This is a genomic window from Stackebrandtia soli, assembly GCF_965137155.1.
In the GTDB taxonomy this organism is placed as follows: domain Bacteria; phylum Actinomycetota; class Actinomycetes; order Mycobacteriales; family Micromonosporaceae; genus Stackebrandtia; species Stackebrandtia soli.
In genome coordinates, this window is sequence record NZ_CBCRZX010000015.1 from 48,112 (window position 1) to 62,885 (window position 14,774).

The following is a 14,774-nucleotide window of genomic DNA, read 5'->3' on the forward strand; positions in this document are numbered from 1 at the left end:
CACCAAACCTGTCCACCTGGGGCAGGCGCGGCCACGGGTCACGCCTGAAATTGATCTGCATGATTGCGTGTCGCCTGATAGCGTCCAGCACCGAGTCCTTCAGGGTGTACGTATCGGTCCCAAATGGTCAGTAACGGGGAGCTGTCGTGGCATTTGTTCATGGTGTTGGTGTTGAGGCGTTTCGGTATAGCCTGGAGGACTTCCGTGGGTATGGGGCTTTGGCCTGGGCATTGGACGATGAGGCCGTTGCTGGTATGGGTTCGGTGGTGATCGCGCCGATGTCGTTGCCTGTGGAGGTGGCTCGGGATTTCAGGTGGGGGAAGCCGCAGTTTCGGGAAGCACCCGACGGATACGCAAACGTGCTCGTCTCGTTCCTGGAGGATCAGCTTCCTCGAGGACGGTTGTTCGTTGAGTTGCCGCTCAAGGCAGCGTTGGTGAATCCGGCACCAGAATCTTCGATGGTCGTTGTTGAATGTCACGAGGCAATGTTCGCATCGTGCTCAGTCTCGGCCGGACCAGACGACCTGTGGGAGACCATCATGTCCCACGACACGACCTTTTTGTATTATGCGGTGGTTTTGGGTTGGTCGGGTTCGGGTCCTGAGCCGGAGTGTCCTGAAGAGTGGCTGCGAAGCGATGACGGTGAGCTGCTCGCGATTCTGACGGGTATCTACGACGGCGAGGGTTTCATCCTCACCACCGCAACCGAACTCCTCCCGGCGGAAGACAGTCAATGAGCGCACGTTGTGCTGACGTCGGCGGTTCGGGCGAGGCAGGAGAATCCGAGGAGATCGTGGAATGGATCATGATCAGTTCAAAGTGGATTTGATCGTCTCGGAGCTGTCGGAGCGGATCCAGGCGGGGAACGCTGCCGATGCCGAGACGGAAATGATAGTCCTTAGACACAAGGGACTGAGTCCGTTGCGATCCGCGCACGTCATTGTGAAAGCGTTTGGGATTTCGCTGCCCGAGATGAAGAGGATCCTGCTTCGCGTCGAGAGTCCGTTCGACTTGCAGGAGAAGATCGCGCGTTTTCATGAGAGAGCGGCTGAGTTCTTGAGGAAGCAAGAAGCCGACATGGCTGAATACGGCTCGGACGCCATCCCCTGATCTGTGACACGGACTTCCATCTCCAACGATTGCCTGCCTTGGAACTCGATGATCTCGTTGACATACGACGCGAGCCGCCAGCTTCAGGTGATGGGCTGAAGAGCATCGGCGTGACGTGACATCGGCTGGGATGGAAGGGCTCAAGCGCTGGGGGTCGTATGTGGATCTTCGCCCGTGTTGTCTCTTGTCGACGCGCTGTAGCCTCCCGGTATGAATGGCCCAATACCTGTCAGCGGCGTCGCGATCGACCTGGGGACGGCGAACACCGTCGTGAGCGTGCGCCGCGCGAACGGCGACCACCGTCTTCATGTGTTCGACGGCAACCTGCAACTGCCGTCGGGTGTGTTCCGCCGCGACGACGGGTCGCTGTCCACCGGCCTCGATGCCCGGATCGATGGACAACGGCTGCCGGAAAGATATGAGCCGCACCCGAAGCGGCACATCGACGACGGTCGCATCGATCTCGGTGAGGATGCGATCGAAGTCGTCCACGCCCTCGCCGCAGTGCTTCGGAGAGTCAAGGACGAGGTCCTCCCGTCGGGCCCCGCCACTGTCCCGGTGGTTCTCACCGTCCCCGCGACGTGGAGTCCCGCCCGCCGAGCCACATTGACGCGGGCGGCCGAACAGGCCGGAATCCCGGCGCCGTCCCTCGTCTCCGAACCGCTCGCGGCCGTGCGGCACTATCTCGATCAGGCCGGGCAGCTCGCGGACGGGCACGCTCTCGCCGTCTACGACCTCGGGGCAGGAACCTTCGACGTCACCGTCTTCAGGCGTGACGGCGCCGCCCTGGACATGATGGTCGCGGACAGCCGCGACGACCTGGGTGGTCTCGCCATCGACGAGGCGCTTGCCCGGTACCTGCTGGTACGCGCCGAAACCGACTGGGAGAAGCCGGCCGACATCATCGACCCGTCGTCGCGTCGCGAACTGTACGCGGCGGTGCGGCAGGCGAAGGAGCAGCTTTCGCGTCGTGACGAGACCGTCGTCGTGTGGTCCGGCTTCGACCGTGATGTGCGACTGTCTCGACTGGAACTGGAGGAGACGGTCGAGCCGGTCATCGGGCAGACCGTCCGCTCCACCTACACCGCGATCCACGGCATGGACCTGCCCGCCGAGCGGGTCGCCGCGATCATCCTCATCGGAGGCGGCAGCCAGATGCCGATGGTGGCAAAGCTTCTCGGTGAGAAGACCGGCATCGCGACCGTCGTCATGGACGACCCTCAGTTCGCCATCGCGAGCGGGGCGCTCGCGGAGCTGAACGGTGGGGAGCAGGCGGACGTCGCGGCGCCGACGCCCGCACTCGACTGCGCTGCATCGTCCCCAATAGATGATTTTCACCGGTCAAGCGTCGCGCTTCCGGACGGTTCGACGGCGCCAATCGCTGAGCCGCAGCCTGCGATTGACCTTCCGCGACACGCGATCGACGGGACGGCTGACGTTTCACCGCGATCGACGGCCCCGGCCGCCAGTCCATCCTCAACGGACGCCTCATTCCTATCGGCGCACTCGGGACCCCCGGCACGTCCCGACACGAACCGACCGAACGCAGGCTCGTCCTCCTCGGAGGAACGCGACGGATCGACGCCGTCAGACGCCCCCGCCGCTCAGCCCATGACGTCGGGTGCGCTCGCGGCACCGGTGCAGCTGATCCCGCCGACCGTCGACACTGATTCGGTTCCCGTGACGCCCCCGGCCCATCCGGTCCACGCCGGAAATCCGATGGCGCCCGCGCGGAACCTGACGCCACAATCGTTGCCGCCCAGTGGATCGTTCGGTTCCGGGTATGGTCCTCGCATCGATGCCTTCCCTTCGTCGATATCGGGAAGTCCGTCGCCTCGGGTGTCCCCCGGAGTAGTCGTGGGTGCCGTGCTCGTCTCCGCCCTCATCGCCGTCCTCGCCGTCGTGCTCGGGACCGGCGGTGGTCCCCCGGAGCCTTCCGACTATCCCGCCTATGAGGACACGGTCGGCGCCACACAGGAGGAAGCCGATCTCGGCCCGTACTTCGGCATTCCCGGCAGCGTCTGCGACGCGGTCAACGAGGCCGAACTCGCCGCGATAATCGGTGACGGCACCACCTGGATGCTCATGGACGACGCCGGAGTCAATCGCACCGACACGACCGAGGACGGATCGTGCAACATCGTCTTCACCGGTGACGGGGCCTCCAACGCGTATCAGGGAACGATCGCCATCACCGTAAGCATCGACCGCGTCAACGGTCAATCCAACGTGGGTGAATGCTTCTTCGACTCGGAATGCGCTGGAATGACGGTGGTCGAGGAGTCCGAGGCGCGGGCGTGGACGCGGGGTGGGCTGGTCGCCATGGAGGAGGTGGACACCCTGACGATGCACTGGTATCAGGGATCCGCCCGCGTCATGATCCTTCCTGCACTGTGGACGATTCCGGACGAGGCGGCCTTCAACGAATACCTGATCGACCTCGGTGCCGCCATCTACGACCTCCTCATCGAAGCGGGTTGACGCACCGGCTTGGGTGTTGGGATTGGTGAGACGGTTTGGACAGGGTCCGCAGTGCTCGGATGGTGTGGTGGTTGGGTTTTGCGGCTTGGTGGGTCTTTGTTCCTGTTCGTGGCTCGGGTGGCGGTTTCGTCGTCGCCCCACCAAGCCGTAGAGGGTTGCGGTCTTCGGAAGGTGGCGGCGTTGTGGTGGGTTCGGGTTGACGGGCCGTCGGTGGTGGCGTTTGCTTAGTGGACATTCTTAGTGGGGAACCGCGGGGGTTCGGCTTGGTGGGGTGATGTTGCGCAGTGCTCGGATGGCGTGGTGGTTGGGTTTTGCGGCTTGGTGGGTCTTTGTTGCTGTTTGTGGTTCGGGTGGCGGTTTCGTTCGTCGCCCCACCAAGCCGTAGAGGGTTGCGGTCTTCGGAAGGTGGCGGCGACTTCGTGATGGGTTCGGGTAGATGCACCATGCCGTAGAGGGTTGCGGTCTCGGGGAGGTGTCGGGGGCGGTTCATGCGGAAGGTGTGGGGGGACGAGTTCGTTTGGGCGTCCCGGCGGTGGTGCTGCCTGCCACCGCCGGGACTTGGGGGAGGGTCAGGTCAGTGTGGTGTTGAGGTTTCGGATCGGGCGTCGACGGTGCTTGTGGTCGACACGCGAATCGGAGTGGCTTCGCTTGTGAGACAGCCGTTCCAGTTCGACATCGCGTCGCCGCGTGTCGGCGGGGCTCAGCGTCGGGTATCGCTCGTGCAGCGATCGGACTAGTGGCCGACAGGGCCAGTCGGCTCGGCAGTCACGGCACGTCTTCGCCCACCAGAACGGACGCGGGGACAGCCCCACCCCGAACAGCCACAACAGGACGCGTCGTACGAGGTTCCATCGTGGAAGGTGTTCGGATTCGACCGCCGTACGTGAGTCGGACGGGTTCGGCTGCTGCTGACGGTGCGGCGGGATCGGTCGCTCCGAGCGCGACTTTTCCTCATTGGGCGGGATGCTGAGTGGCCTCCGGAACTCGAAGGGGTGGGCCGGTCCGGGTTCCGGTTCCGGTCGCGGTGTGGGCGTGTTGTCCGGTGGTGCCCACCAGTCGAACTCGGGAGCGTCGACGGCTGCCCGGGCGAGAATCCGACGCGCGAGGTTGCGCCAATGCTCGTTGGCGCGGGACGGCAGGTCCTCACTGGACGACGACGCATCAGTCCCGCTGGGGCGCAGCACGAGTGGCGGCGTCCGATCCCGTTCGCGGCGTTCAGCCAGCGCCGCCTCGACCCGGTCGCGGTGCGCGTTGAGGACGCGTTCACGCCACCCGAGGCGGTCCCACTCCGAATCAGTCGGTTCGGCCTTGGGCCGGCGACGCTGCCGGATCGCCGCGTCACGCACGCGCTCCCGGGCGAGGCGTCGCCGATGTGGATCGTCGTCGGGCACCCATTCGTGACTGTCGGCGTCGACGTGTGGCGCGAGCGCGAAGGCCGTCATGCCTCGGCACCCTTCGGCCGGGCACGCGCGTCTCGCGGTGACGGCGAGTCGAGTTGCGCTGGTGGAACGGCATTCCGCGCTCGCCGACTTCCCATGGGCGGCGTCGGATCGGGATCGGTCACCGGACGCGGATTCGAGTCAACGTTGGTGGGTTCGACGCGCGATCCGGACGGAGCGCGGGGCCCGGACGGTGCGTGGGGATCGGGCCGGTCGGGGTTGGCTGCGGGTGGTGCGTAGGGGCGGGNGGCGTCGGCTGGCCGCGTTGTCGGGGTCGCGCGTCGGTGGTGGGTTTCTATTGGGCGGGCCGGTATCGGAGCACCGGTCGGGTGCGTGGGCGGGTTGGGCGTGCTGCGATATCGGTCGACGGTGGTGCGGGTCAGGAACCACGCGGTGGCGGGCTCGCTCGTCCAGTGGCGCTGGGCGGGCTGGGTGAACAGGAGCGGCACGGCGGTGTCGACGCCGGTGATCACGCCGACGGGATCGGACACGGCGCCGCCGGGCGCGAGGAGGACGAGACTCGCGTGTCCGCGCCCGATGTAGGTGGCGACGATGAGCCGGGCGCCGAGGGCGAACGATCCCAGGGAGCGGGCCGGGTCCTCCTCTGGCGCGGGTTCGTCGATGGTGGTGGCCGGTGCGATCGCCGGACGGCCGGGCCGTGCTGTGGACGGCCGTCGGTACGGCGTTTCGGCGACTATCGGGTCGTGGGCAGGGTCGTAGACGGGCATGACGATGAACCCCCAAAGAGGACGGAGTGTCGACCGCGCGCGTCATCCCTAACGGACGGTCGATGATGGTGTGTGTGGACGGTCGGGGGCGTCGAAGGCCCCGAGGCTCGCCGCCGCACGCGTCGCGCCGGGCGGAGCGGCACGGCCAGGGGCCGCAGCGCCGAGGCGGCGGGTGCCGGTGGCGGCGTGGGGAGTGCGGTGGGGGCGTCGAGGCCCCCGACCATCCGGACCCCGCGTGTTCGTCGATGGACGCGCGGGGGTGAGGTCGACCCGTGCTGGTGTGCGGCGGTGGCGGGTCGATCGTTACCGCAGGTCAAGCCGAGAGTGAAAGGCTCCTCGGCGGGACCGCGCGGTATCGGGTAGCCGGGTTGTCACCCGGCTGGCACAATGGGTACCGCAGAGGGCTGGTTTCCGTCCATGACGGGAACCTCCTTTCTCTCAAGACCGGAGCGGGCATTGCTTGCAGGCGCGACCGCTCCGGTCGTTCTATGTCTCCACGTCCGGCCTCCGTGTTCGGGAGATCGGCGAGGAACTCTTGTGGAGTGTTCGCCCCCGCATTACGCAGTGTGACGACCACTCGGCAACGGTAGCGCATGGTGTGTAGTCGATGTCAAGCACCACCGCCCACATCGGCACGACTTTTCTCGCGCGCCCGCGCCTAAGTCCGATGCGGACGGTTCGGATGGTGCACCGTAGAGTGGAATGATCCGCTAGTTGGTCGGCTCTGGCAGCACTTCCGTTGCACGCACCAGCCCTCGACGCGGACGGTCGCCTCGACGTCCATCGAGCGCCGGTCCCAACTCAACCATGGAGATATGCCTCCACGGGAGAGCATTGGAGGCGACGTGGAGCGCGTGTCTGAAGGCCAGATATCCGGATCGAACGTTCTCGGTGAAAATGGACTACTCGGACCCTGATGCGGTGTCCTGGTTGCACGTGACGCAGACCGCTCCGGAGTTGATTGCTCCGCCTTGGTGGGAAAACGTACTTCGAGACGTGACCGAATAATGCAATGCCATCGTCGGCGCCATCACCGTCAACCACACGGGACGAAAGATTCATTTACATGGAGACACATATGAACAAACCCCGGGCGTTCTCTTCCCAAGAGATCGAGTCTCTCGGGGTAGGGCGAAACTTTCTGCAGGATCAGTCCGAATCGCCTTGCCCTTCGTGCGGAGTATGCGCGATTCGTTGTTACCTACGAAATACGCAACGCGCTGGTCGGCCTGCTGTATTCAGCTATACGTGGTGCGCATCCTGTCGCAAAATGTGCGGCTCTATGGGGCCTCTGCCAAGAGGATTGATCATCACGGATCCGTGGCGCGAGCTGGATCCTGTGGCATGGGAGGAGTTCGACACGAGCTTGTCCAGGCTTTTCGTCAGGCTTGATCGGCTTTGGAGCGACGGTGTGCTACCGCAACCGATCCGTTGGAAGAAGAAATAGACCCGGTGATGCAGGGATGCGTCGCGTCCTGGCGGTGGCGACACGTCTTTCGGTTTGGCGGGCGGCGGTTTCGTCTGCGGGGCAAGGGTGTCGCCGCGTACGGCGACTCATCGAGCCGTTGGCGGTGACACCCCGCGCATCGCCCGTGTACCGCACCGTTCTAGCGAACCGGATGAGAATCGGGGGACGGTGTGAGGTGACGGCGGGGGATAGGGTGAGCGGTGGCCGACACGGCGGTGTGCGATGGCGTGGCCGGTCTCAAATGGAGTCGACGTGCGCGAGAGGTCAGGGTCGTGATGTGTGGGGAGGTTCGATGACGCCGCTCGCGTCCGGAGATCCGCGTCAGGTGGGCAGATACTGGCTCCTCGCCCGGATCGGCCACGGTGGAATGGGGAGAGTCTTCCTCGGGAGTGGCCCGGACGGGCGACTCGTCGCCGTCAAACGCATTCACGAGCACATCGCCGACGATCCCGAGTTCCGACAACGATTCCGCAGAGAAGTGGCCGCCTCGGGCCGCGTCTCCGGCGCGTTCACGGCCCCCGTGATCGACCACGACGTGAACGCGTCCATCCCGTGGTCCGCGTCGGCATACGTCCCCGGAGTTCCACTGTCCGAAGTGCTGCGACACATGGGGAGGCTGCCCGAAGACGCGGTGCTGCGCCTCGCGGCGGGCCTCGCTTCAGCGCTGACCGAGCTCGGACGCGTCAATCTCGTTCACCGTGATCTGAAGCCGTCGAACATCCTGCTCACCGACGAGGGCCTACGCCTCATCGACTTCGGTATCGCCCGCGCCGTCGACTCGACCCGACTCACCGGCACACATCAGGTGATCGGATCCCTCGAGTTCATGTCGCCGGAGCAGGCCGAGGGCCAAGCGGTGACCGTCGCCAGCGACATGTTCTCGCTTGGCTCCGTACTCACGACGGCAGCGACCGGGGAAAGCCCCTTCTCCGGCGCATCGGCAGCGCAGCTCCTATACAAAATCGTCTACAAAGAACCCGCGTTGGCGGGCGTGCCCCCACTGACGCGAGTCCTCGTCGAACGCTGCCTGCACAAAGACCCCGCGCGCCGATTCACCCCGTCGAGCCTCCTCGACGCGATCGGTCGTGTTCCCCCGAAGGCGCGACCGTGGCCGGGCGGCGTTCACTCGCTCATCAGCGCACGCCAAGACGACCTTCACCGGTTGATCCGACGCAACCCACCGACCGTGTCGACAATCGACGAACCTCTCCGAATAGAGGGGGCCGTCGACCGCGCGAGACACGGGTCGCTCGCGAGCGCTCTCGACGCGCATTGGTGGGATCGAGTCTGTGCCGAGTCTCCGGCCGGTTCTCCCGAACGTCGGATCGTGTTGCAGCGCTTCGCATCCAGCTTGAAGGCGCACCAACAGGCGACATCGACGGGCGCGACGCTCATCGATCACCAGAACTCGCTCGGAGAGTCCACCACACGTCTCGACGTCGACGCCACACTCCTGCTGGATCCGGGCATCGAGTCTCCTCGCGTTGTGTGGGCACCGACCTGGGTGCGCGCATTGGCGACCCGCTACGGCGTCGAACTCGCGTCGATCGTGGGGACCGGGACCGACGGAGCCATCACTTCCCGCGACGTGCTCGACGCGGCGGTGCGCGCCGACGGTTCGTGGCACGATCTGTCCCCATCGACGTCCTCACTGGCGTTTCGGCTCGGCGCCGCTATCCCGGTCGTCCGCAGGCGTCGCGCGCCCGAGTCGCCGGGACGACCCGAACCAGATGAGGAGGAGGAGCCGATTTTGGGCACGGACGCCGATGGCCTTCTCATTGTCGCCTTGGTGGTTCTCCTCGCCGTCGGGTTCGTGGTCGGGTTCGTCATGTTCTTCGGGGCTTGACCGAGCAGGATCACGGCCTCCGCCGGTACATGCGCCGACATCCATTCGCCTCCAACCGAACCGGCAGATCGTGGCCGGGACCGGACGGTGTTTAGGTGCTGCGGCTCCGCTCGCCGGTCGAACGGAATCGTCACCTCGATCAGGAACCTGTGGAATGGCGCCGCGTCTTGATCCTGAGCGGCGCCACCGACCTGGTGCATCGGCCGTCCCGTCGTCGGATTCGCACTCCTGCCCGGGAACGACGGACACGCGATGGGTTTGCGCGGCGGGATGGCGTTACGCAGGGATTCCGTGGTGTGTCGACGAACCCGCCGACCAACCCACGGCTCGCCTCGGAGGACTCGACCGGAGAGCGCAAGCTTTACAATCTGGCGGTGAGTACCACCCCTCGTTCCTTCCTCGGCGTCGATTTCGGGACGTCCCACACCGTCGCCGTCGTACGGCGCGTCGACGGACGAGTCGAGCCGCTGCTGTTCGACTCGTCCCCGCTGCTGCCGTCGGCCGTGTTCGCCACGGCGGACGGCTCGCTGCTCGTCGGGCGCGACGCGGTTGATTCGGCTCGGACGGACCCGGCATCGTTCGAACCGAACCCGAAGCGCCGCATCGACGACGGCTCGGTTCTGCTTGGCGCGCACGACATCCCGATCGTCGCCCTGTTCACGGCCGTGCTCGACCGGGTGCGCCGGGAGTGCGTCCAGGTTCTTGGCGAGGCGCCGTCCGTCGTCACGTTGACGTACCCGGCGGCGTGGGGTTCCGCGCGGCGCCTGGCGTTGCAGGACGCGGCCGAGGCGGCGGGGCTGCCGGAACCGTTGTTGGTGCCCGAACCGGTCGCCGCCGCGACGTACTTCGCGCAGTACCTGGAACACGACATCCCCGTCGGTTCGGCAGTCGTCGTGCACGACTTCGGCGGCGGGACCTTCGACGCGAGCGTCGTGCGTCGCACCGAGACGGGCTTCGACGTCCTCTCGGTCGACGGGTTGAACGACCTCGGTGGCGTCGACGTCGACGCCGCGATCATCAGCTTCCTGCGGGCCCGTTTCGACCGGCCCGAGTTGTGGGAGCGTCTCCTCGCCCCGACGACCGCGACCGACCGGCGTCTTCGTCGCACCTTCGTCGAGGACGTGCGTCTGGTGAAGGAGCGCCTGTCCCGTCAGACGAGCGCCGACCTCCATCTTCCACTGTTCGATATGGATGTCCACCTGACGCGGGAGGAGCTCGAGGAGCTTACCGGCCCGATGCTTTCGCGGGCCGTGCGGCTCGTGCACGCGGTCGTCCGGGCGTCGGGGCAGCCCGAGGACGCCATCGCAGGACTGTTCCTCGTCGGCGGTTCCAGCAGGATGCCGCTGGTGGCCACCCTGCTGCACCGTGAACTCGGGACGGCGCCGGTCGTCGTCGACCAGATCGAGCAGGTCGTCGCCCATGGCGCGCTGCTGTCGGCGATGGGTGTGGTCTCCGAGGGTTCGGCGCCGGTCACACCGCCGCCGTCCGCCGTCGGCCCGCCGTTCACGCCTTTCGCGTACACGCCCTCCCCACCGGTCTCGCCGCCGACGATGGTGTCGCCGGTGAGCGTGGCGCCGCCCGAACCGATGACGCCGCAGCCGATGCCGGTTCAGGCCGTTCCGGTCGACACACCGGTTCCGTTCGCGCCCGCGCCGCCGCGCGCGAGCTCCGAACGGTGGGGCCGTTTCGCCGCGGCCGCCGTCGGGGCCGTCGTCCTGATCGGTGTCATCATCCTGGTGCCGTGGCTGACCCAGGACGACGGCGGTGCCGACGACGGCCGCACCGGGACGCCGCCAGGCAGCAACCAGGGTTCGGAGGAGAACTCAGGCACCGCGCCGGACGCCGTCTACGCCGCCCACGAGTGGTCCATTGAGGCCATAGAGGTGATCGATGTGGACGGCCGCGCGGTCGTCGTCACGGGCGCGCACACCGACCCGATCCGAGTGTGGGACGCCGTTACCGGCGACGACATCAGCACCTTCGAGGGCCATGACGAGACCCATGACAACATCACCGCCGTCGCGTCGGCGAAGCTCGAAGACCGGACCGTCATGGCGTCGATCGCCTGGGGCTCAGAGGTTCTGATCTGGGACCCGGCGGACGGCGCGCAGATCCGCGACATCCAGGTCCCCGACATGGGCACGGTCGGGATGCTCGCCACTGGCGAGTTCGACGGGGCGCCCGTCGTCGTCGGTGCCACCACCTGGGGGTTCGAAGACGACCGCAAGACCACCGTCTACGTGTGGGACCTCGCGACCGGCGACATGAAGTACGAGTGGACGGTCGGGATCGACACGGGGTCTATGCGGGTCGTGACGATCGACGGCACGGCGCGCGTCGTCCTGAGCGGGCTCGACAAGGACCTGAAGCCCATCAGTCAGATCCGCAGTTTCGGGACGGGTGAACTCGTCGACTCCGTGAAGCTCGGCGGCGGCGAGCAGGAGGTCGCGTGGCACGTCGCCAGCGCCTCCGCCGACGGTGAGAGCCCGATCGTCCTCACCAACACGCCCGGTGGCCCGATCGAGGTGTGGGACATGGGATCGGGCGAGCGCGTCGTCGAGTTCACCGAGCACACGGCCGACATCGCCGCGATGGACGTGACGATGTGGGGCGACCGCGTCGTCGCCGTCTCCGCCGACGGCAACGACGTCTTCTACGTGTGGGACGTCGCCACCGGCTCCCTCATCGCCGAGTACTCCCTCGACGCCGTCGAGGGCGGCACGTTCGGCCACACGGGCAGCCCGGATTCGACGGCCTGCGCGGTCGTCGACGGCAACCTGATCGTCGCCGGTTCCGCGTTCGTCGGCTTCCTCGGCTTCACCTGGTCCCTCGACGCCGAACAGGCCCTGGACTGATTGGCGCCCAACAGTTAACGACCGATTCGTGGACTACACCCATATTGGACTTCATTGCTACTCTGGAAGCCGGGATCCCGGTCTCTCCGGCCGCTCGACTCAGCGGAGGCACTGTGCAGTTCAGTATCCGACTCGACAGCCCCCATCCGATCCATGACGTCGACGCGCTGGCGGGAGAACTGCGGCGCTCCTCGCCCAAGGGCGTCCGGTCCTCGACCGTGTCGACCCCGCCCGTCCCGGGTTCGATGGGCGGCGCCACCGAACTGGTGATGACCCTGTTGTCCTCCGAGGTGATCGCGGCCGTCGCCGGAATCATCGCGACCTGGCTCGGCGTGCGGCGTCGCGTCTCGACCATTCACCTCAAGAACAGCAGGATGGAGATCTCCATATCGGTTGCCCGCAGGGTGAGCCGTAGGGAACTGGAGGACACCATCCGATTGCTGATCAGCGAGGAAGACACCGATGCTTGAGGTCGAAGCGCGCCGAGTCCGTGCGATCCTCGTGTACGCGAGCGACTACGAGAACCCCGGCCTGGAGCGGATACCCGGAGCGCGCTTCAACGTGGAGCGGCTGCGCGCCGCGCTCTCGGCGCCGGAACTCTGGGGTGTGCCGGAGGAACGCGTCACGGTCATCGAGGCCACGGACTCGAACGACACTTTGAACGCGATCGCGGACGTCGTGGAGAACCTGGAGGTCGACGACTTCCTGTTGTTCTACTACGCCGGTCACGGGCTGCTCGACGACGGCGACTACTACCTCGCCACGAGGCGGTCACGCCCGGATCGGGCCGCTTTCGGTTCCCTGCAAGGTAAGCAGCTGCGAAGCCTGATAGACGGGGCGGGTACCGACGCACTCTCCATCATCGACGCTTGCTACAGCGCGCGAATCGTCGACATGGGGGATCAGGCGCAGCGGTTCGCCGAACAGATTCGCGGCCCGCGCATATCGACGTGGGTCGCCTGCGGGGGTTCGGAATCGGCCAAGGCCCCGCTGGAGGCAGAGCACACCGCCTTCACCGGAGCGCTGCTGCACGTGCTGTACGAGGGGATCGCCGGTGCCGAGGAACGCTTGACGGTCGCCCAACTCCAGCGCGCCGTGAAGGCCCGGATCACTCGCCTGAACGCGGGCCGACGGAAGGACGAGCTCATCCCGATGCCGCGCTCGCTGAGCGGAACGGACCTCGACGAGGAGCTCGTCCTCGTGCGCAACCGCGCCCACGTCGCAACGTCCTCGGTGAACGTGGACGGAGCGGCGGATTCGATCACGCCGGTTCTGCCGGAGCTCGTCGTCTCTCATGAGGACGGGTTCCGGATCGGACCGCTGTCCTCCCCGATATCCATCATCGACGGTGACGGCGCGCACCCGATCCTCGAATCGAATGTCACCGTGACCGTGCTGGACAGGCAGATACAACTGACGGGCGAACTCGCCGCCTGGCGCGCGGAGATCGCCGAGGAACAGGACCGCAAGCGCGCGGCCGGGGAGAACGCGTTCTGGAACAACCCTCGCTACGCCGTCGAACGAGTCGTCGTCGATCGAGACGACGAGGAGCGGTACTCGCGGATACAGCTGCAACTGAGCCGATCCGACTACTACAATTTCCGCGCCACCCAGCGGCTCGACACTCCGCTTCGGGACGGCACGACTCTTCGCTCTCGCTTTCTGGATGGACGGCATCACGACGACGTTCCCGCGTTCATGCGCAACAGCTTCGGCGTCAACGTCGCCGTCGTCACGTCTGATTCGCGAGTCGTGATCGCCCGTAGGGCAGGCACGATCGGATCCCAACCGGGCTTGTGGAACTCGTCGGTCAACGAGGGCCTCTCCCGCAGCCTGGACGCCGTGGGCAGGAGGGAGCCGAACCTGTTCGACGTCGTCCGGCGAGGCATGCGCGAGGAGCTCGGCGTTTTCGGCGACTATGACCTGCGCATGCTCGCGGTGTTCGTCGACACCCGGAACTGCCAGTGGGGCGCGTACTTCGTGGCCTACATGGACGTCGACTGGAGCACCTTGTCCCAGATCATGTCGCGCGACATCCAGGACCGTTTCGAGAACACCGAGTTCAAAGCGGTTCCGTTCACCCCGGAATCGGTTCTCGCCTTCATGCTGGATCAGCGGCAGCGAGACCAGTGGACGACGATCGCGCCCCCGCTGTTCTACCTCGCGCTCGTGAACCGGTACGGGGTCGGCGCCGTCGGCCGTGCCTTCGCGACCGCGGTCGCGCGGACGGCGTGACGCTGCGGGAGCCCGGGTGATGGCTCCCGCAGGGGGCCGTCAGCGGTAGCCGCGGGTGGCGTGGACGATGCGCATGGAGGCGGCGTCTTTGTCGGCCTCGGACAGGTCGCAGTCCTCCAGCAGGGCGTGCGCGACCGGGACCAGCGCGCGGTTTGCCTGCCGCGCGTCGACGCCGTCGAGCTCGGCTTCGCCTCGGGCGGCGCGGATCAGGGCCTCGACGACCGGCGGCGTCACCGGGATGCCCGCCTCGGCCAGCCGTGCCGGGAGGTCGACCGCGTACGAGGCGATCTCGGTGGTGTCGGTGTCGGAGGGGAAACGCCGACGCGCCGCGAACGACAGGGTGCCGGACGCCAGTTCGACCACGCGGACATCGGTCACGGCCGGTCGCTCCCGACGGCTCAGCGGGGTGCCGTCGTCGATGATGGCCCGGACAACGGCGAACTCTTCGATGATGCTCACGTGATTCCTCGCAGACTCTAGAAGTACCTGTCATCGTCTACCAGCGCGGGCGAGCACTGTCAAGCCTCGCGCGATCGTGAGAGGGCGCGTTCAGCGGCGGGGCGGGGCCGGAGACCTTGTGGACCGGGGCGCGCACGGTATATGTCGAGTCAT

At 66.5% G+C, this 14,774-nt stretch carries 9 protein-coding genes; 7 read left to right on the forward strand and 2 right to left on the reverse strand.

What is annotated here, in order from left to right; translation table 11 throughout:
* The first annotated feature begins 146 nt into the window (after positions 1-146).
* The 3 genes from ACM9NP_RS11305 (at position 147) to ACM9NP_RS11315 (ending at position 3,591) form a co-directional block, all read left to right on the forward strand.
* The gene (locus tag ACM9NP_RS11305; protein WP_415646612.1) at positions 147-737 is read left to right on the forward strand and encodes a hypothetical protein; all 591 of its coding nucleotides are present in this window, start codon (positions 147-149) and stop codon (positions 735-737) included.
* A 61-nt stretch (positions 738-798) separates the two neighbouring features.
* Positions 799-1,110 (forward strand): hypothetical protein, encoded by a 312-nt coding sequence (locus ACM9NP_RS11310; RefSeq protein ID WP_415646613.1) that lies wholly within the window; start codon positions 799-801, stop codon positions 1,108-1,110.
* 210 nt (positions 1,111-1,320) lie between these two features.
* Positions 1,321-3,591 carry an Hsp70 family protein gene (locus ACM9NP_RS11315; RefSeq protein ID WP_415646614.1) on the forward strand — a complete coding sequence of 757 codons (2,271 nt, stop codon included), beginning with the start codon at positions 1,321-1,323 and terminating at the stop codon, positions 3,589-3,591.
* 569 nt (positions 3,592-4,160) lie between these two features.
* On the opposite strand, the gene ACM9NP_RS11320 is transcribed toward ACM9NP_RS11315, so the two are convergent.
* Positions 4,161-5,033: a hypothetical protein gene (locus ACM9NP_RS11320; protein ID WP_415646615.1), complete on the reverse strand. Its 873-nt coding sequence runs from the start codon at positions 5,031-5,033 to the stop codon at positions 4,161-4,163.
* A gap of 2,485 nt (positions 5,034-7,518) precedes the next feature.
* Here ACM9NP_RS11320 and ACM9NP_RS11325 point away from each other — a divergent pair.
* The 4 genes from ACM9NP_RS11325 (at position 7,519) to ACM9NP_RS11340 (ending at position 14,162) form a co-directional block, all read left to right on the forward strand.
* A complete protein-coding gene (locus ACM9NP_RS11325) occupies positions 7,519-9,072 on the forward strand; it encodes a protein kinase domain-containing protein (protein WP_415646616.1) in 1,554 nt (517 codons plus the stop codon).
* A 374-nt stretch (positions 9,073-9,446) separates the two neighbouring features.
* Positions 9,447-11,927: an Hsp70 family protein gene (locus tag ACM9NP_RS11330; RefSeq protein ID WP_415646617.1), complete on the forward strand. Its 2,481-nt coding sequence runs from the start codon at positions 9,447-9,449 to the stop codon at positions 11,925-11,927.
* A gap of 113 nt (positions 11,928-12,040) precedes the next feature.
* A complete protein-coding gene (locus tag ACM9NP_RS11335; protein ID WP_415646618.1) occupies positions 12,041-12,397 on the forward strand; it encodes an effector-associated constant component EACC1 in 357 nt (118 codons plus the stop codon).
* On the forward strand, positions 12,390-14,162 hold the full coding sequence (locus ACM9NP_RS11340) for a caspase, EACC1-associated type (protein WP_415646619.1): 1,773 nt from the start codon (positions 12,390-12,392) through the stop codon (positions 14,160-14,162). The genes ACM9NP_RS11335 and ACM9NP_RS11340 overlap by 8 nt, the downstream gene beginning before the upstream one ends.
* A gap of 39 nt (positions 14,163-14,201) precedes the next feature.
* On the opposite strand, the gene ACM9NP_RS11345 is transcribed toward ACM9NP_RS11340, so the two are convergent.
* Positions 14,202-14,621, reverse strand: coding sequence for a hypothetical protein (locus ACM9NP_RS11345; RefSeq protein WP_415646620.1), 420 nt, complete (start codon positions 14,619-14,621; stop codon positions 14,202-14,204).
* Positions 14,622-14,774 lie beyond the last annotated feature (153 nt).

What these genes read in the sequence shown, in the direction of transcription:
- ACM9NP_RS11310 (WP_415646613.1), top strand. Translation starts at nt 799, where the DNA reads ATGGATCATGATCAGTTCAAAGTGGATTTGATCGTCTCGGAGCTGTCG.
- ACM9NP_RS11315 (WP_415646614.1), top strand. Translation starts at nt 1,321, where the DNA reads ATGAATGGCCCAATACCTGTCAGCGGCGTCGCGATCGACCTGGGGACG.
- ACM9NP_RS11320 (WP_415646615.1), bottom strand. Translation starts at nt 5,033, where the DNA reads ATGACGGCCTTCGCGCTCGCGCCACACGTCGACGCCGACAGTCACGAA.
- ACM9NP_RS11325 (WP_415646616.1), top strand. Translation starts at nt 7,519, where the DNA reads ATGACGCCGCTCGCGTCCGGAGATCCGCGTCAGGTGGGCAGATACTGG.
- ACM9NP_RS11340 (WP_415646619.1), top strand. Translation starts at nt 12,390, where the DNA reads ATGCTTGAGGTCGAAGCGCGCCGAGTCCGTGCGATCCTCGTGTACGCG.